This is a genomic window from Streptomyces sp. NPDC058653 (assembly GCF_042716895.1).
GTDB lineage: Bacteria > Actinomycetota > Actinomycetes > Streptomycetales > Streptomycetaceae > Streptomyces.
The window spans coordinates 180,296-197,836 of the sequence record NZ_JBHXRM010000009.1; the positions used below are offsets into that span (position 1 = coordinate 180,296).

Below are 17,541 nucleotides of genomic sequence, written 5' to 3' on the forward strand. Positions count from 1 at the left end.
CCCGGCGCCGCTTGCTAGATGCTGAGGCCGTGGCCGCGCAGCCAGGAGAGCGGGTCGATCGCCGCGCCGCCGCCGGGCCGGACCTCGAAGTGCAGGTGCGGACCTGTGGAGTTGCCCGAGTTCCCGGAGTACGCGATCTCGTCACCGGCCTTGACCGGGCCGGAGCGGATCTTCGTGCTGCTGAGGTGGCAGTACCAGGTCTCGGTGCCGTCGGCGGCCGTCACGATCGCCATGTTGCCGTAGGCGCTGTTCCATTGCGTACGGACGGTGCCGTCCGTCGCCGCCATCACCGGCGTGCCGTACGAGACGGGGAAGTCGATGCCCGTGTGCATCGACATCCAGTTGACGCCGGCCTGGCCGTAGTACGCGCTGAGGGAGTGATTCGCGACGGGGATCACGAACTTGGGGCGGGCGGCCTCGCGGGCCGCGGCGAGCGCGTCGCGCTTCTTCTTCTCCGCCGCCTGACGCTCCTGGAGGTCGATGCGCTCCTGGGTGCGGCTGGCGCGGTCCCCGAAGTCACGCGCGTCGGCGTTGAGAGCGGCGAGTTGGGTGTCGAGCTTGTTGTTGACCGCGGCGGGTTTGACCGCCGCCGCGTCCGACGCGGTGAGAGTGGTCGAGTCGTCCTTGGTCTCGTCGGGGGCACCGAGGCCGCCGACCGACGCGGCGGCGATACCGGCGACACCCATGACACACGCGGACGGGACCGCGACGGTCAGCAGCGCCGAACGCTTCGCCGGTGAACGGCGCCTGCTGCGGCTGCCCCCGGATGCCCGGCGGACGGGACGAGGGGTGATGGTCGCGGCGGTGACGGTCATGGCCGACGCGACGAGTTGGTCCTCGTGGTCGGACGGTTCCGAGTGGTCCGCATACCCCGCGTCGGGCTCCAGCTCCGATTCCGACACCTGTTCAGGCTCCGGACCGGGCGTGTCGTACTCGTGCTCGTGCTGGTCGCCGTAGGCCGACTGTTCGTACGTGGGTTCCTCGTAAGCCGGTTCCTCGTACGTGGCCTGCTCGAACTCCTGCCGCGCGTAATCGGTTTGGTGCTGGTGCTCGACCTCGGGCTCGTACGCCGTCGGTTCGTAGGCGGCGGGCTCGAACGCCGCCGACTCGTAGGACTCGTACGTCCCGCCGTCGCCGTAGTACGGCGCCTCGGCCTGGAACGGGGTCTCCGGCTGGACGGCCGTCGCGCCCGAGTTCCACGCGGTGGCGTCGTACGCGCCGGTGTCGGCGACGGGCGCCGCCCACTGGTCGGCCTGAACGGCCTGGCCGGACGGGTCGTAGCCGTAACTGGCCGCCTGGTTGGCCTCGTTCCAGGCGTTCGCGTCCCACTGGCCCGTCGTGTCGTACGACGGCTGGGGCTGCTGAGGCTGTTGGGGCTGTGCCGCGTACGCGTCGTACGCCTCGTACGGAACCTGGGGTTCCTGCGGCGCGTGCGTGGCGTAAGGGTCGTAACCCGCGTTCCACTGCGCCGAGTCGTACTGACCGCTCTGATCCGCCTCGTAAGTGGCCGTACCCACCGGGCTCGCGCCCGGAAGTGCGCCGAAGAGCGGGTCGCTGTCGAAGCTGCCTGAGGAGTAGCCGTCGTGGGCGGCGTATCCGGCGTGGGGGTGCTGGTCGTTCACCAACTTCTCTCTCGCCTCGGCAGCAGGACCAGGCTCCTGGGGCCGCCTTGACGAACGGAGGTACCCAGAAGGGAAAGCAGTGGCCGCGACTGTACCCGTCGGTATGCGACGGCGACAATCTTCGGCGGCTTCCGGGCGCTCTGGAAACGGGCATTCGGCCGTCTTTCGGCGGACTGCGGGCACACCTTTGGCCGTACGTTCGATATCCGTTCGATTTAAACGGTTTCGGTGAGGTGTCGAAGCGACATCGAATCGGCTGTCGATGCAACCACTCCGCGTGTCGGCGTTTGGACCGTCGGTCGTCCTCAGGCGACCGATATCGCGCCGTCGGCCTGATCCGCGGCGTCCTCAGGGGTGCCTCGTGCCCGGTCGGCGGACTCGATGAGCTCCGCGAGCTCCTCGGTGTCCTCGTGCTCCAGGACGTACCGGATGCCGGCGGCGACGGCCGGGTGCACCGGCAGTGCGAGATGGCCGATACCGGTCACGCCCACGTTCTGCGCGATGAGGTCCGGGTGGTCGACGCGGGCCGCCTCCACCGGTGACATGACCTGGTCGAGATCGCTCCAGAAGCTGACGAACCGGGTCCGGCAGTCCGGCGCGGGCTCCTTCAGCTCCTCGATCAGGTCCGACCCGGGCCGCATCTGCCGGACGACGGGGTGCGCGCTGGCGAACGGGATGGCGCCCGTACCCGCGTGGGGTGTGCCCATGGTGACCAGGGTCCGCACCCGTGCGTCGCCGTCCAGTCGCTGTACGTAGTACCGGGCGATCAGGCCGCCGAGGCTGTGGCCGACGATGTCGACCTGGCGGTGCCCCGTACGGGCGCAGATCTCCTCGATGTGCTGCCCGAGCACCTCGGCGGCCAGCCGGATGTCGCTGGTCAGCGGTGAGAAGTTGAGCGATTCGAGGTGGCGCCAGCCGTGCCGGGCCAGGGAGCGGCGCAGCAGGACGAAGACGGAGCGGTTGTCGACGAATCCGTGCAGCAGCAGGACGGGGGGCCGGGAGCGGCCCTCCGTGGGCAGTGTGGCGGCCTCGGGCGGCAGGTCGGGAGCGGGGCGCTCATTGGCGATTCCACCCGGATAGAGGACCAGGTGACCCGCGAGGATGGCCATCTCCAGGACGGAGGCCCGCAGGAGCGTGACGGGCAGTTCCCAGGCGGCCGGCCGCCGTACGACGGACGGGAACGGCGAGAAGAGCTCGGAGAAAGGCGGGATCTTCATTGACCTACCTCCCTACGCCACACGGGAAGCGATTCCCTTGCGGCTCCCGTGCCGGGTGGGGCCGACACGAAGCAGAGTGAACATATCCCCATGTGTGATTTCCCCCTCCCCGGCCGCCGTGAAACAGCGGCGTGCGAGATGCTGGGGATAACGTTCGTTCACTCTCCGTCCCTCGCCGGTACGGGGACCCGTGCCAATGACGACGAAGTCGGTATGTGGAGGCAGTGATGGGTGTGACCGGTCCGATCCGTGTGGTGGTGGCCAAGCCGGGTCTCGACGGCCACGATCGCGGGGCCAAGGTCATCGCGCGGGCGTTGCGGGATGCTGGTATGGAGGTCATCTACACCGGGCTGCACCAGACGCCCGAGCAGATCGTGGACACCGCGATCCAGGAGGACGCCGACGCGATCGGTCTCTCGATCCTCTCCGGCGCGCACAACACGCTCTTCGCCAAGGTCATCGACCTTCTGGAGCAGCGCGACGCGCTGGACATCAAGGTCTTCGGCGGCGGCATCATCCCGGAGGCGGACATCCCCCCGCTGAAGGCGCTGGGCGTGGCGGAGATCTTCACGCCGGGCGCGACGACGACGTCGATCGTGGACTGGGTCAACGCGAACGTGTCCCAGCCGGCGGGCGCGTAGCCACCCTCTGGGGCCGCAGGTCTTCTCAGCCGTCGACAGGGTCCCTGCCCTCCCCGGCCGGGCTCGGGCTCGGGGGCTCGTCCGGCGTCGGACGACCCGGGTCGTCCGCCAGCTCCGACATCATCGCGGCGCGCAGCCGCAGTGTGGAGACAAGGCGCTGGAACGCCTCCGACCAGTAGCCACCCGCTCCGGGCGACGCGCCCTCCGATTCGTCCGGGGTGGCGGTGAGTATCTCCAGCCGCGGGGCTTCCGCCGGGTCCAGGCAACGCTCGGCGAGACCCATCACCCCGCTGAAGCTCCAGGGGTAACTCCCGCCGTCGCGCGCGATGTCGAGCGCGTCGACGACCGCCCGGCCCAGCGGCTCGGACCAGGGAACGGCGCAGACTCCGAGGAGCTGGAACGCCTCCGAGAGTCCATGAGCGGCTATGAACTCCGCCACCCAGGAGGCACGGTCGGCCACGGGCAGCGTGCCGAGCAGTTTCGCCCGCTCCGCCAGGGACGACGCTCCCGGGCCTGCGGCCGGCGACACGGCGGGCGCGCCGAGCAGGGCGCGGGCCCAGCGGGCGTCGCGCTGGCGGACGGCGGCCCGGCACCACGCGGCATGCAGCTCGTCCGTCCAGTCGTCCAGGACCGGAAGCGTCACGATGTCCTCCGGCGGGCGCCCCCCGAGCCGCTCCGACCAGATCGACAACGGTGAGGCCTCCACCAACTGGCCCAGCCACCAGGACCGTTCGCCCCGGCCGGTCGGCGGTGTCGGGCTCACGCCGTCGCGCTGCATGCCGGCGTCGCACTCGTGCGGCGCCTCTACGACGACGGCCGGGCCCGCGGGCCCGCCGGCCCGGTCCAGACTCACGCACGTCGCCGCCCGTGCTGCCATCCGCGAGGCCAGCGCGGAGTTCGGCAGTGCGGACAGCAACTCCGCAGCGGTCGACCGGACATTACGGCTGCGGTCGGAGAGCGCCTCCTCAAGGAAGGGCTCGTCGAGATCGGAGAGCCCGGCGCGCAGCGAGTCCAGGAACATCAGCCGGTCCTCGGCGCGCTCCGTCGGCCAGGTGGACGCCAGCAGCGCACGCGCCGCGTCGGCGTCCCGCGCCCGCACCGCCGCGAGCAGCGCGACCCGCTCCGCGAACAGCCCCTGCTCCCACAACTGCCCCACCGCGTCGGAGTCCTGGACCCCCGGCAGGACGGCGCCGCCGGAGGCGCCGCGCAGCGCGAACTTCCAGTCCGGGTTGAAGCGCGCCAGCCAGAGCCCGCGCGGACCGGCGAACGCGAGAGCGTGCGGCCGCAGATCGTTGCGCCCGCGCGCGGCGTCCAGGAGCGCCGGCAGTGCGGCGGCGGGTGCCCGATAGCCGCGCTCGTTGGCGGCGGTGAGCCACTGGGGGAGCAGTTCGGTGAGATCGGGAGCCGTACCGCGCCTGCCGCCCGAACCGGCGGGGGCCGAGCGGTCGGCGAGCAACTGCGTCAGGCGCCGGCGCGCCGGCTCCGGCAGCTCCCGGCGGTCGTCCTCGGGCGCCGGCTCGGGCCGGGCCGCGGCGCGCGCGGGGAGCAGGCCCGCGCGTCGCCGGAGTGTGTGGAGCGCGGCGGCGTCGAGCAGTGCGACGGGAGCGTCCTGGCCGGAGGCCATGACGTCCGCCGGTGGTGTGCGGCGGTCCGTGCCGAGCAGGGCCGATGTGACGAGCTCTTCCCAGTGGGTGGTCCCGCCGGTCGCGCCGGGGAGGGTGGTGCCGGTCATCGGGTGCCTCCGTACGTATGAGGAGAGACAGAGGAATAGAGGACGGGGATAAGGAGGGACGGGGCGGTGCGCCGGCCGGGCGGATTCAGCTCACCTCAGATGTACCGTCTCCGGGGAGTCCGCCGACCAGACGGCGAGCGGCGTGAAGCCGCGGTGCCCGCACTCGCCGAAGACCGTGACCGGGCCACCGCCGGACATGGCCACGAGCTTCCACAGACCCGGCCGCGCGAGGGCGGCCGGCGCGATCGGCAGGGCCGACTCCCCGTCGGCGTCGGCCAGTTGCCACCCGTCCCCGTCCCCTCCTTCGGGGACGGGGATGACGTCCGTCAGCGTCACGGGCCAGGAGTCCAGCCACGGATCCTCCCGGAGCGCCAGGCCGTACGCCTCCACCGCCGCCGTGGTCGTCCCACCCGGAGGGGCGGTCCCTGTCGGCTCCGGAACCCCCATCTCCTCGCTCAGATCCGCGCGCAACTGCCCCGCCCCCGCGTGCGGCGTCAGCTCCGCCTCGATCACCCGGCCCACCGGCAGGGCCGGTTGCGGCGACCGCCCCGCCGCGCCGAACCCGAGCACCAGGGCCGTACGCCCCGACTCCCGCCCGTACAGCCAGATCCGGCGCGTGGTGATCTTGCCGTCCGACGTGTCGTACTGCGCGAGGACCAGCCAGTGGTCCTTGACCGGTGGACCGTCGGCCGGAGAGGGAAGACCGACGCGCGTACGGACCGTCGTCGCGAGCGGCGCGGGCAGCCGGTCGATCCCCAGCCAGCCCTGATCCAGCAGATGCAGGAGAGCCGACTCTTCGAGCAGCCGCACCGGCCAGCCCGCCCCCGAGCCCGGGATCGAGCCCAACTCCCGTACGCGCGCGGCCAGTCCGGGCGCCTGCGCGTCGACCATGCGCGCGGCCGTCTCCTCCCACAGCCCGTAACCCGACTGCTCGGCCGCCGCCAGCCCGCCGCGCAGCAGATCCGTCAGCCGCTGCTCAAGCTCCAGTGCCCCGCCGGTGATCCGGGCCGCCCTGCGCTCAGCCCGGCGCCTGGCCGCCTCCGGGTCGGCCGGCTTTCCCGCCCCGCCGGCGTCGGCCTTCCCCTTCTCCCGCTGCTCCTCGCTCCGCTTTCTACGGGTGTCCAGCCACTCCCGCGCCCAGTCGGGCGCGGGCCCGTCACCCACGTCCAGGACGGTCCTGACCGCGGAGCCCCCCTCGGCCGCCCAGAGCAGCAGCAGCCCCAGCGCGTGCTTGCACGGGAACTTCCGGCTCGGGCAACTGCACGCGTACGCCGGGCCTTTCGTGTCTATCACCGTCTGATACGGCTTCTTGCCGCTCCCCTTGCACAGCCCCCACACGGCCCCCTCGCCGCCGCTGCCCGCCTCCGACCAGGGCCCCGCCGCGCTCAGCCTGGCCCCGGCCTTGCGTGACGCATCGTCAGGCGCCAGCGCCAGCACCTGTTCCGTCGTCCAGCGCACCCCCGCTTTTTCCATGCCCAAGACGTTAGGCGACCCCACTGACAATCGGCTCCGACCTGCGGAAACGGTCGATTGTCAGTGGCATGGTGCACGGTGGTTCCCAGACCCGGTCGAACGAGCTGGAGGGGGAAGCCATGACCATGCCCGAAACGAGTGTGACGACCGCCGAGACGGTCGGCGGGACGGCCGGTGCCGAGGTCCTGCGGCCGCACGCCGAGGACGCCTTCGCCGATGAACTGGCCGCGCTCGCGGCGGCCGACGACCGTCCCCGCCCGCCCAGATGGCGGCTGTCGCCCTGGGCGGTGGCCACGTATCTCCTCGGCGGCACGCTCCCCGACGGCACGGTCGTCTCGCCGAAGTACGTGGGCCCGCGCAGGATCATCGAGGTCGCCGTCACCACCCTGGCCACGGACCGCGCGCTGCTGCTCCTCGGCGTTCCCGGCACGGCGAAGACCTGGGTGTCCGAGCATCTGGCCGCCGCCGTCAGCGGCGACTCGACGCTGCTGGTGCAGGGGACGGCCGGCACACCCGAGGAGGCGATCCGGTACGGGTGGAACTACGCGCAGCTGCTCGCCCACGGACCCAGCCGGGAAGCGCTCGTGTCCAGTCCGGTGATGCGGGCCATGGCGGAGGGCATGACGGCCCGGATCGAGGAGCTCACCCGTATCCCGGCCGACGTGCAGGACTCGCTCATCACGATCCTGTCCGAGAAGACCCTGCCGGTCCCCGAGTTGGGCCAGGAGATCCAGGCGGTCCGCGGCTTCAACGTGATCGCCACCGCCAACGACCGCGACCGGGGGATCAACGACCTGTCGAGCGCGCTGCGCCGCCGGTTCAACACCGTCGTCCTGCCGCTGCCGGCCACCGCCGAGGCCGAGGTCGACATCGTCTCGCGACGCGTCGACCAGATCGGGCGCTCCCTCGATCTGCCGGGCGGTCTCGAAGGCATCGCGGAGATCCGCCGGGTCGTCACGGTCTTCCGCGAGCTGCGCGACGGCGTCACCGCCGACGGCCGTACGAAGATCAAGTCGCCGTCCGGGACGCTCTCCACGGCCGAGGCGATCTCCGTCGTCACCAACGGCCTCGCGCTCGCCGCGCACTTCGGCGACGGTGTGCTGCGCCCCGGCGACGTCGCCTCGGGCATCCTCGGCGCCGTCGTGCGCGACCCGGCGGCCGACCGGGTCATCTGGCAGGAGTATGTGGAAACGGTCGTGCGCGAGCGGGACGGGTGGAAGGACTTCTACCGCGCCTGCCGAGAGGTCGGCGCATGACGACGCCCGCCCGGGACGCGGACGCGTCGGCCGACCGGGACCCGACGGGAGACACCGTGCCTCCGGCCGACCGCGCCACGGCCCGTCCGGCGGGGAGCGGGCCGTTGTATCTCGGCGTCCGGCACCACGGACCCGGGTCGGCCCGCGCGGTCCGGGCCGCCCTCGACGCGGCGTCCCCGTCCGCCGTCCTGATCGAAGGCCCGCCCGAGGGCGACGCGTTGGTCTCCCTCGCGGGCGATCCCGGGATGCGCCCGCCCGTCGCGCTGCTCGCCCACGCCGTGGACGATCCGGGGCGCGCGGCGTTCTGGCCGCTCGCGGAGTTCTCCCCGGAATGGGTCGCGATCCGCTGGGCGCTCGCCCACAACGCCCCCGTCCGCTTCATCGACCTTCCGGCGGCCCACTCACTGGCCTTCACGGACGAGGACCGAGCGCCGGACGGAGAGACCGGCCCGGCCGACGAAGGGACCAGCACCGACCCTGATCCTGACCCCGATCCCGAGGCCCGTGCGCGGGCGTTGCGGATCGACCCGCTCGCCGTACTCGCCGAAGCCGCCGGGTACGACGACGCCGAGCGCTGGTGGGAGGACGTCGTGGAGCACCGCGGCGCCGCCGACGACCCGTTCTCGCCCTTCGCCGCCGTCGGCGAGGCGATGGGCGCGCTGCGCGAGGAGTACGGGGACGGCGGGCACCGGCGGGACCTGGTGCGCGAGGCATACATGCGGCTCCAACTCCGCGCCGCGCGAAAGGAGTTCGGGGACGACCGGGTCGCCGTCGTCTGCGGCGCCTGGCACGTGCCCGCACTCGACGCCCGCACCACGGCCACCGCCGACCGCGCCCTCCTCAAGGGACTGCCCAAGGTCAGGTCCGAGATGACCTGGGTGCCCTGGACCCACCACCGGCTGGCCAGACACAGCGGATACGGCGCGGGAATCGACTCGCCCGGCTGGTACGGACACCTCTTCGGCGCGCCCGACCGCCCCGTGGAGCGCTGGATGACCAAGGTCGCCGGTCTGCTGCGCGAGGAGGACCAGCCCATCTCCTCCGCCCATGTCATCGAGGCCGTCCGGCTCGCCGAGACCCTGGCCGCCATGCGCGGCAGGCCGCTCGCCGGGCTGACCGAGACGACCGACGCCATCCGCGCCGTCATGTGCGACGGGTCGGATGTGCCGCTCGGACTCATCAGGGACCGGCTCATCGTCGGGGACGTCCTGGGCGAGGTCCCCGACTCCGCTCCCGCCGTACCGCTCCAGCGCGATCTGACCCGGCTCCAGCGCTCGCTGCGGCTGAAGCCGGAAGCGCGGGAGCGCGAGCTGGACCTCGACCTCCGCAAGGAGACCGACGCCGGACGGAGCAGAATGCTGCACCGGCTGCGACTGCTCGGCATCGGCTGGGGCGAGCCGTCCGCGGGCCGGGGCAGCACGGGCACCTTCCGGGAGAGCTGGCGGCTGCGCTGGGAGCCCGAGCTGTACGTACGGGTCGCCGAGGCCGGGGTCTGGGGCACCACCGTCCTCTCCGCCGCCACCGCCAAGGCCGAGTCCCGCGCGGTCTCGGCGACCGCGCTCTCCGACGTCACGGCCCTCGCCGAGCAGTGCCTCCTCGCCGAACTCACCGACGCCCTAACCGTGGTGATGAAGGCGCTGGCCGACCGCGCCGCACTCGACGCGGACGTCGGCCATCTCGCCCAGGCCCTGCCCGCACTCGCCCGCTCGCTGCGCTACGGAGACGTACGGTCCACCGACACCGCCGCGCTCGGCGAGGTCGCCGCCGGGCTCGCCGAGCGGATCTGCGTCGGACTGCCGCCCGCCTGCGCCGCGCTGGACGCCGACGGCGCGGCCGAGATGAGAGGCCATCTCGACAGCGTCCACACCGCGATCGGCCTGCTGCCCGACACCCCCGGCCGTCCGGCGGGGGACCTGGCCGGGCGCTGGGGAGCGGTGCTGCGCACACTGGCATCGCGGGACAGCGTGCCGGGAGTCATCCGCGGCCGGTCCGCCCGGCTGCTCCTGGACGACGGGCGGCTGCCGGAGGACGAGGCCGCGCGTCTCATGGGCCTCGCGCTGTCGCCCGGCACCCCGCCGGCCGACGCGGCGGCCTGGATCGAGGGGTTCGTCGGAGGAGCCTCCGGCGGCGGAATGCTCCTGGTCCACGACGAACGGCTGCTCGGCCTCGTGGACACCTGGCTTACCGGGGTGCCCGCCGCGTCGTTCACGGACGTGCTGCCCCTTCTGCGCCGTACGTTCTCCGCGTACGAGCCCGGAGTGCGCCGCACCCTCGGTGAGTTGGTCCGGCGCGGACCGGCCATCGGCGGAACACGGCCCGCCCGCTCCGAGGCGGGGATCCCCGGCTTCGGCGCCGGCCTCGACGAGACCCGCGCGGACGCGGTGCTCCCCGTCCTGCGGCTGCTCCTCGGCGGACCGGGCGCGGTTGGGCAAGCCAACGACACCGACCTCGACGACAACGAACTCGACGACAACGACCTCGCGGAGGTGGCCCGATGACCACGGCCGGTCGGACGGACGACATGCGGGACGACGCGACGGACGACATCGGCGACGGCGCGAGGGACGACGTGACGGGCGGCGCGATCAGCGACCTGGCCGACGAGCGCCTGAGGCGCTGGCGGCTGGTGCTCGGCGGTGACTCCGCCGACGGCACAGGCCGCGCGCTCACCGGTCAGGACGCCGCGATGGACGGCGCGTTGACCGCCCTGTACGGAGGAGGGGACAGCGGCACGTCCCGGAGGGGCGGCACCAACCGCTCCGCGGGGCTCGGCGCCTCCGCCCCCTCGGTCGCCCGCTGGCTCGGCGACATCCGGACGTACTTCCCCACCTCCGTCGTCCAGGTCATGCAGCGCGACGCGATCCAGCGGCTCGGACTCTCCACGCTCCTGCTCGAACCGGAGATGCTGGAGGCCGTCGAGGCGGACGTCCATCTCGTGGGCACGCTCCTGTCGCTCAACAAGGCCATGCCCGAGACGACGAAAGAGACGGCGCGCGCCGTCGTACGGAAAGTCGTCGCCGACATCGAGAAGCGGCTCGCCACCCGCACCCGGGCCACCCTCACGGGCGCTCTCGACCGCTCCGCGCGGGTCAGCCGGCCGCGCCACCGGGACATCGACTGGGACCGCACGATCCGCGCGAATCTCAAGAACTACCTCCCGGAGTACGGGACGGTCGTCCCCGAACGCCTCATCGGATACGGGCGCGCCTCGCAGTCCGTGAAGAAGGAGGTCGTCCTCTGCATCGACCAGTCCGGGTCGATGGCCGCGTCCGTCGTCTACGCCTCCGTCTTCGGCGCCGTCCTCGCCTCGATGCGTTCCCTCTCCACCCGGCTCGTCGTCTTCGACACCGCGGTCGTCGACCTCACCGACCAGTTGGACGACCCCGTCGACGTCCTGTTCGGCACGCAGCTCGGCGGCGGCACGGACATCAACCGCGCCCTCGCCTACTGCCAGTCGCGGATCACCCGGCCCGCGGACACCGTCGTCGTCCTGATCAGTGATCTCTACGAAGGCGGAATCCGGGACGAGATGCTGAAGAGGGTCGCCGCGATGAAGGCGTCGGGCGTGCAGTTCGTGGCGCTCCTCGCGCTGTCCGACGAGGGTGCGCCCGCGTACGACCGCGACCACGCGGCGGCTCTCGCCGCCCTCGGCGCCCCGGCGTTCGCCTGTACCCCGGACCTGTTCCCGGAGGTGATGGCGGCCGCGATCGAGAAGCGCCCCCTGCCGATACCGGACACGGCGACCCACCCCTAACACCGTTCACGGCGACCACTCCCGCCAGGGCTCCGCAGCGGGCCCGTATCCGGTGGCCACGGTGTCTGTGACAGGTATCACCGCTCAGGGGTGATCTGTGATTTAGGGGTGCACGGCCCTCGGGGATAACCTGCGAGACGGACATGCCGCGCTCCGGGACTCCGTCTGCGCCTTCCTTGTGACAAGTGCTGTCACGTTGCCCGTCGCGGCACGCCCACGCAGATTACGAACCGCGATACGGCGAATTCTAGAAGACAGACAAGGGACGGACGCGCGTGGACCTGTTCGAGTACCAGGCGAGGGACCTCTTCGCCAAGCACGGTGTACCGGTGCTGGCCGGTGAAGTCATCGAAACGCCTGAGGCGGCGCGCGAGGTGACCGAGCGTCTCGGCGGCAAGGCCGTCGTCAAGGCTCAGGTCAAGGTCGGCGGCCGAGGCAAGGCCGGCGGCGTGAAGCTGGCCTCCGACCCGGCCGACGCGGTCGCCAAGGCCGACGCCATTCTGGGCATGGACATCAAGGGCCACACGGTCCACAAGGTGATGCTCGCCCAGACGGCCGACATCGCGGAGGAGTACTACGTCTCCTTCCTCCTCGACCGCACCAACCGCACCTTCCTGGCCATGGCCTCCGTCGAGGGCGGCGTGGAGATCGAGGTCGTCGCCGAGGAGAACCCCGAAGCGCTCGCCAAGATCCCGGTCGACGCCAACGAGGGCTGCACCCCGGAGAAGGCCGCCGAGATCGTCGCCGCCGCCAAGTTCCCGGCCGACATCGCCGGTCAGGTCGCCGACGTCCTCCAGCAGCTGTGGACCGTCTTCATCAAGGAGGACGCCCTTCTCGTCGAGGTCAACCCGCTGATCAAGTCCGGTGACGGCAAGATCATCGCGCTCGACGGCAAGGTCTCGCTCGACGAGAACGCCGACTTCCGCCAGCCCGACCACGAGGCCCTTGAGGACAAGGCCGCGGCCAACCCCCTTGAGGCCGCCGCCAAGGCCAAGAACCTCAACTACGTCAAGCTCGACGGCGAGGTCGGCATCATCGGCAACGGCGCGGGGCTCGTGATGAGCACCCTCGACGTCGTCGCGTACGCGGGCGAGGCCCACGGCGGCGTGAAGCCCGCCAACTTCCTCGACATCGGCGGCGGCGCCTCGGCCGAGGTCATGGCGAACGGCCTGGAGATCATCCTCGGCGACCCGGACGTCAAGTCCGTCTTCGTCAACGTCTTCGGCGGCATCACCGCGTGCGACGAGGTCGCCAACGGCATCGTCCAGGCCCTGGCGCTCCTGGAGTCCAAGGGCGAGTCCGTCAGCAAGCCCCTGGTCGTTCGCCTCGACGGCAACAACGCGGAGCTGGGTCGCAAGATCCTGGTCGACGCCAACCACCCGCTCGTACAGCGCGTGGACACCATGGACGGCGCGGCCGACAAGGCCGCCGAGCTCGCGGCTGCGAAGTAAAGGTAAAGGTCACCAACACCATGGCTATTTTCCTGACCAAGGAAAGCAAGGTCATCGTCCAGGGGATGACCGGTGCCACCGGCATGAAGCACACCAGGCTCATGCTCGCTGACGGCACCAACATCGTCGGCGGAGTCAACCCGCGCAAGGCCGGCACGTCCGTCGACTTCGACGGCACGGACGTCCCGGTCTTCGGCTCCGTCAAGGAGGCGATCGAGAAGACCGGCGCCGACGTCTCCGTCCTCTTCGTGCCCCCGGCCCACGCCAAGGCCGCCGTCGTCGAGGCCGTCGACGCCGAGATCGGTCTCGCCGTCGTCATCACCGAGGGCATCGCGGTGCACGACTCCGCCGCCTTCTGGGCGTACGCGTCGAGCAAGGGCAACAAGACCCGGATCATCGGCCCGAACTGTCCCGGTCTCATCACCCCGGGCCAGTCCAACGCCGGCATCATCCCGGGCGACATCACCAAGCCCGGCCGGATCGGACTCGTCTCCAAGTCCGGCACGCTCACCTACCAGATGATGTACGAGCTGCGTGACATCGGCTTCTCGTCCGCCATCGGCATCGGCGGCGACCCGGTCATCGGTACGACGCACATCGACGCCCTCAAGGCGTTCGAGGCCGACCCCGACACCGACCTCATCGTGATGATCGGCGAGATCGGCGGCGACGCCGAGGAGCGTGCGGCCGACTTCATCTCCGAGCACGTGACCAAGCCGGTCGTCGGCTACGTCGCGGGCTTCACGGCGCCCGAGGGCAAGACGATGGGCCACGCCGGTGCCATCGTCTCCGGCTCCTCCGGCACCGCGGCCGCCAAGAAGGAGGCCCTTGAGGCCGCGGGCGTCAAGGTCGGCAAGACGCCGACGGAGACGGCCGGTCTCGCCCGGGCCATTCTCGCGGGCTGATTGTTGGCTGTACGGTCTTACGGAGTACAGCAGTCGTCCTGCTGAACAACGCGCGCGGGCCCGCACCTTTCAGGTGGTGCGGGCCCGCGCGCGTTCTCTCCTCCCGGCGGACGCGGGGCCGGGGGAGGGTCAGGGGATACGGGGCACGAGCCGCCCCGGCCCGTTCACCGGTACGGAGCGCAGCTGGTCACGCAGCTTCAGGTCCTGCTTGCTGAGCTTCTGCGGTCCCTGCGGCGGGGGGACGCCGCCCACGCGCTGACCTGGCGCGGGCACCGGTTCGTACCGCGTCGGGGCCGTGACGACCGTGAAGGCCGTCGCCCCGATGATCAGCAGGGTGACCGCGATCGCGAGCCGCGTCCAGAACTTGGCGCGGCGCTCGCCGGCGAGCCGCACGGTGGGCGCGCTCGCGACCGCCGGGGCGAAGACGGTGTCGATCAGTTCGCGCAACTGCTCACGCAGGACGGCGGTGTTCTCCAGGTCGGGCAGCCGATCGGCGACCGCCTGGCGCGCGTGCACCAGCCGGTTCCCGGTGGCCCCGGTGGTGGCCTCCGTCTCGACCGCCGCCTCGGGCAGACCGAGGCCCAGACCGTCGTAGAGCAGGAGTGTGCGCCGGTACACGGGCGGTAGATCGAGCAGCGCCCGGCGCAGCGGGCGACCGTCGTGGTCGCCGTCGGCCGGGTCCGCGCGCCGGTGTGCGCGGCGCAGCCGGTGCCAGGGGGAGGTCGCGTAGTCGTACGCCGCGCTCCGGACCCATCCGGCGGGATCGCGGTCGACGGCGACCTCCGGCCAGCTCTGCCAGGCCAGTTGGAAGGCGGCCTCGACGGACTCCTGCGCGAGGGTACGGCGCCCGGTGAGCAGATACGTCTGGCGTACGAGGGCGGGGGCGCAGTGCGCGTACAGCTCGTCGAAGGCCTGTGCGGGCGTGAGTTTCGCGGCCTCGGCGGCTGCCGCTCCCGCCCGGGCCTCGGCCTTCTCCTTACGGCGCTGGGCGTCCTGCTGGGACCGGCTGTCCGGCGTGACCGTACGGACGGGGCGGCTGTTGAGCGGCTTCTTGTGGGAGGGCGAGGGCGCGGTGGCGGGAGCCGTCGCCGGAGAGGGGGCGTCGGTGGCCGGAGCGGGAGCCGGAGGAGGCGTGGGCGCGGGAGCCGGCCGCGTGGCCGGGTAGGGGGCCGGGGGCGGGCCCGCCGACGGGGCCGGGGCATCGGGCGGCTGCCATCCCGCGACCGGCGAAGGGGCCTCGGTCGGCTGCTCGGCCCCGGCGTCTTCGAGCTCCGCCGCGTACGCCGCCAGCAGCCGCGCGTACGCCTCGCCCGCGGGCCCCTCCGGTGCCGTACGCCCGCTCTCCCACGATCTGAGCGTTTTCCGGGTGATCCCCAGAGCGAGCGCGAGCTCCTTCTCGGTCATGGCCCGCGCCTCGCGCAGCCTGCGCCGTTCCTTGGGGGAGGGAAGCGGGGGCACCGAGTCGGTACGAGTGGTGCTCTGCGTCATGAAGAACTCCCGCGGCGCTGTACTGGGCGAAAAACTACATAAACGTATATTGAGCGACACAGCGGTCATAGGCCCGTTACGCGGTTTAAGCGCGTGTCGTTGGCAGCATGGCGCCGTGACTCAAGTGAGCGAGCGCAGCACCACGTTGTCCTCGGCCTCCGCCACCGAGCGGGGCCGGGCCGCGGCGCTGACCGCCGCGTTCCTCCGGGGAGGCCTCGCCGCGGGCCTCGGCCTCGGCGGTCTCGCCGTGCTGGTCATCGCGGCATGGATCAGCTCGCCCTACCCGGACAGCGGCGCGGAAGGGGCCCTGCACATCGCGGCGGCGCTCTGGCTGCTGGCCCACGGCGCCGAGCTCGTACGGCCTGACACGCTGTCAGGGGTGCCCGCCCCCATCGGACTCGTACCCCTGCTGGTCGTGGCGCTTCCGGTGTGGCTGGTCTACCGGTCGTCGCGCGACGCGCTGGAACCGGAAGAGGGCCGGCCGCAGCTCACGCCGCTCGGCGCGTTCTGCACGGTCGCGGGCGGCTATCTGCTGGTCGGCATCGCCGTCGTGGTCTACGCGCGCGGCGGCCCGCTCGCCACGGACTCGCTGACCACGGCGCTCAGACTGCCGCTGGTTCCGGTGCTGTCGTCGCTGGCCGGAGTCTGGGTGGGGAGCGGGCGGCCACTCAGCCGGCTGCTCGACCGGCTGCCGGGTCTCAGAGAGGACGGTGCCGAGCGCGAGGTCCTGGACCCGGAGGCCGCGGGGGCGGTCGCGGCGGGCCGCCGCCGCCGGGCCATCGTGGTGATGCGCGCGGCGAACGTCGGGGTGGCGGCCCTGCTGGGCGGCGGATTCCTGCTGGTCACCTGTGCTTTGGTGTGGCACGCGGGCGCCGCGCAGGAATCGTTCCTGCAACTGGCGTCGACCTGGTCCGGACGGATCGCCGTCCTGCTGCTCTGCGTGGCGCTGCTCCCGAACGCGGCCGTCTGGAGCGCGTCGTACGCCCTCGGCCCCGGTTTCGCCCTCGGTACGTCGGCGACCGTCACCCCGCTCGCCGTCACGGGGAGCCCCGCGCTGCCGCCCTTCCCGCTGCTGGCCGCCGTACCCGCCGAGGGCCCCGGCATGGCCGTGACCTGGGCGGCGGGTGTCGTGCCCGTCGTGGCGGGGGTGATGATCGCCCGGGCCACGGTACGAGTGGCCGCACCGCCCTTCGCCGAGCGGGACGAGGCCTGGAACGCGCGCGACACCGCGTTCGCGACGGCGTTCGCCGGGGCCGGGTGCGCGGTGCTGATGGCCGCGCTCTCCGCGGTCGCCGGCGGCCCGATGGGGACGGGGCGGCTGGTGGAGTTCGGGCCGGCCTGGTGGCTGACCGGGGCGGCGGCGCTGGTCTGGACGGTGGGGATCGCCGTACCGACGGCGTTGGTGCTACGGCTCTGGCGGCTGCGCGAACGACGTGGGACCGACGAGGTCGATGAGCTGGACGAGGCGGACGACGAGGGAGAGGGATACGTGATGGGTGAGACGGACGTGGTGATCGAGACGGTGGAGGAGAGCGCGGTGCCGGTGGAGACGCCGCCGGACGCACCGGACAAAGGTGCCACCCGTAAGAGCGCCTGGTGGCGACGGCGGCCGTGGCGGCGAGGAGAGCCCGAGGAGCACCGGGATTCCCAGGATTCCGAGCAGAAGGGCTCGGACGACGGTCCGGCGGAGTCCGGGAAGGGGGCCGGGAAGGCCGGGGGCGGGGCGGACGCACCGCCGACGCTGGACGGCGCCGAACCGGAGGACGACACGTACGACTTCCTGCCGACGAACGCGTGGCAGGACCGGGAGACCACCGAGGCGTCGAGTGATCCTTCGACCGACTCGGACTCGGGCCCGGACTCCGACTCGGACCCCGGCTCCGGCGCGGGCGCCCCCGCCGGCGTGGGCGCGCCCCACCCGGCGCGTGAGGTCGGGACCGCCCCCCCCGGGGCCGGCGGCCCCACCGCCCGCACCCCCCCCCCGCCCCCCCCCCCCACCCCG

12 protein-coding genes are annotated in these 17,541 nt (G+C 72.3%); 7 read left to right on the forward strand and 5 right to left on the reverse strand.

Annotated features, from left to right (window positions below):
• Positions 1-14 precede the first annotated feature (14 nt).
• Together ACFWU9_RS11190 and ACFWU9_RS11195 are read right to left on the reverse strand one after the other, a co-directional pair.
• Positions 15-1,622 (reverse strand): peptidoglycan DD-metalloendopeptidase family protein, encoded by a 1,608-nt coding sequence (locus ACFWU9_RS11190; RefSeq protein ID WP_384316571.1) that lies wholly within the window; start codon positions 1,620-1,622, stop codon positions 15-17.
• Positions 1,623-1,927: 305 nt separating this feature from the next.
• Positions 1,928-2,731 carry a lipase family alpha/beta hydrolase gene (locus ACFWU9_RS11195; protein WP_384316609.1) on the reverse strand — a complete coding sequence of 268 codons (804 nt, stop codon included), beginning with the start codon at positions 2,729-2,731 and terminating at the stop codon, positions 1,928-1,930.
• Positions 2,732-3,066: 335 nt separating this feature from the next.
• Between ACFWU9_RS11195 and ACFWU9_RS11200 the strand changes: the two genes are divergently transcribed.
• On the forward strand, positions 3,067-3,480 hold the full coding sequence (locus ACFWU9_RS11200) for a cobalamin B12-binding domain-containing protein (protein ID WP_384316573.1): 414 nt from the start codon (positions 3,067-3,069) through the stop codon (positions 3,478-3,480).
• A gap of 25 nt (positions 3,481-3,505) precedes the next feature.
• On the opposite strand, the gene ACFWU9_RS11205 is transcribed toward ACFWU9_RS11200, so the two are convergent.
• Positions 3,506-5,212, reverse strand: coding sequence for a DUF5691 domain-containing protein (locus ACFWU9_RS11205; RefSeq protein ID WP_384316574.1), 1,707 nt, complete (start codon positions 5,210-5,212; stop codon positions 3,506-3,508).
• A gap of 90 nt (positions 5,213-5,302) precedes the next feature.
• Positions 5,303-6,685, reverse strand: a complete 1,383-nt coding sequence (locus tag ACFWU9_RS11210) for an SWIM zinc finger family protein (RefSeq protein ID WP_384316576.1) — start codon at positions 6,683-6,685, stop codon at positions 5,303-5,305.
• A 119-nt stretch (positions 6,686-6,804) separates the two neighbouring features.
• On the opposite strand from ACFWU9_RS11210, the gene ACFWU9_RS11215 reads away from it, so the two are divergent.
• The 5 genes from ACFWU9_RS11215 to sucD all read left to right on the forward strand — a co-directional run bounded on the left by ACFWU9_RS11215 (position 6,805) and on the right by sucD (position 14,051).
• Positions 6,805-7,941, forward strand: coding sequence for an AAA family ATPase (locus ACFWU9_RS11215; protein WP_384316578.1), 1,137 nt, complete (start codon positions 6,805-6,807; stop codon positions 7,939-7,941).
• On the forward strand, positions 7,938-10,439 hold the full coding sequence (locus ACFWU9_RS11220) for a DUF5682 family protein (protein WP_384316580.1): 2,502 nt from the start codon (positions 7,938-7,940) through the stop codon (positions 10,437-10,439). The genes ACFWU9_RS11215 and ACFWU9_RS11220 overlap by 4 nt, the downstream gene beginning before the upstream one ends.
• A complete protein-coding gene (locus tag ACFWU9_RS11225) occupies positions 10,436-11,695 on the forward strand; it encodes a VWA domain-containing protein (protein ID WP_384316582.1) in 1,260 nt (419 codons plus the stop codon). The genes ACFWU9_RS11220 and ACFWU9_RS11225 overlap by 4 nt, the downstream gene beginning before the upstream one ends.
• A 275-nt stretch (positions 11,696-11,970) precedes the next feature.
• Complete coding sequence (sucC, locus tag ACFWU9_RS11230) at positions 11,971-13,146, forward strand: ADP-forming succinate--CoA ligase subunit beta (RefSeq protein ID WP_384316584.1); 1,176 nt, start codon at positions 11,971-11,973, stop codon at positions 13,144-13,146.
• A 20-nt stretch (positions 13,147-13,166) separates the two neighbouring features.
• Positions 13,167-14,051 carry a succinate--CoA ligase subunit alpha gene (sucD, locus tag ACFWU9_RS11235; protein ID WP_384316586.1) on the forward strand — a complete coding sequence of 295 codons (885 nt, stop codon included), beginning with the start codon at positions 13,167-13,169 and terminating at the stop codon, positions 14,049-14,051.
• Positions 14,052-14,180: 129 nt separating this feature from the next.
• Here the strand turns inward: sucD and ACFWU9_RS11240 are convergent, their stop codons facing one another.
• Complete coding sequence (locus tag ACFWU9_RS11240; RefSeq protein ID WP_384316587.1) at positions 14,181-15,539, reverse strand: helix-turn-helix domain-containing protein; 1,359 nt, start codon at positions 15,537-15,539, stop codon at positions 14,181-14,183.
• Positions 15,540-15,654: 115 nt separating this feature from the next.
• Between ACFWU9_RS11240 and ACFWU9_RS11245 the strand changes: the two genes are divergently transcribed.
• Positions 15,655-17,541 (forward strand): DUF6350 family protein (locus ACFWU9_RS11245; RefSeq protein ID WP_384316589.1); only part of this gene is annotated, 1,887 nt, incomplete at its 3' end.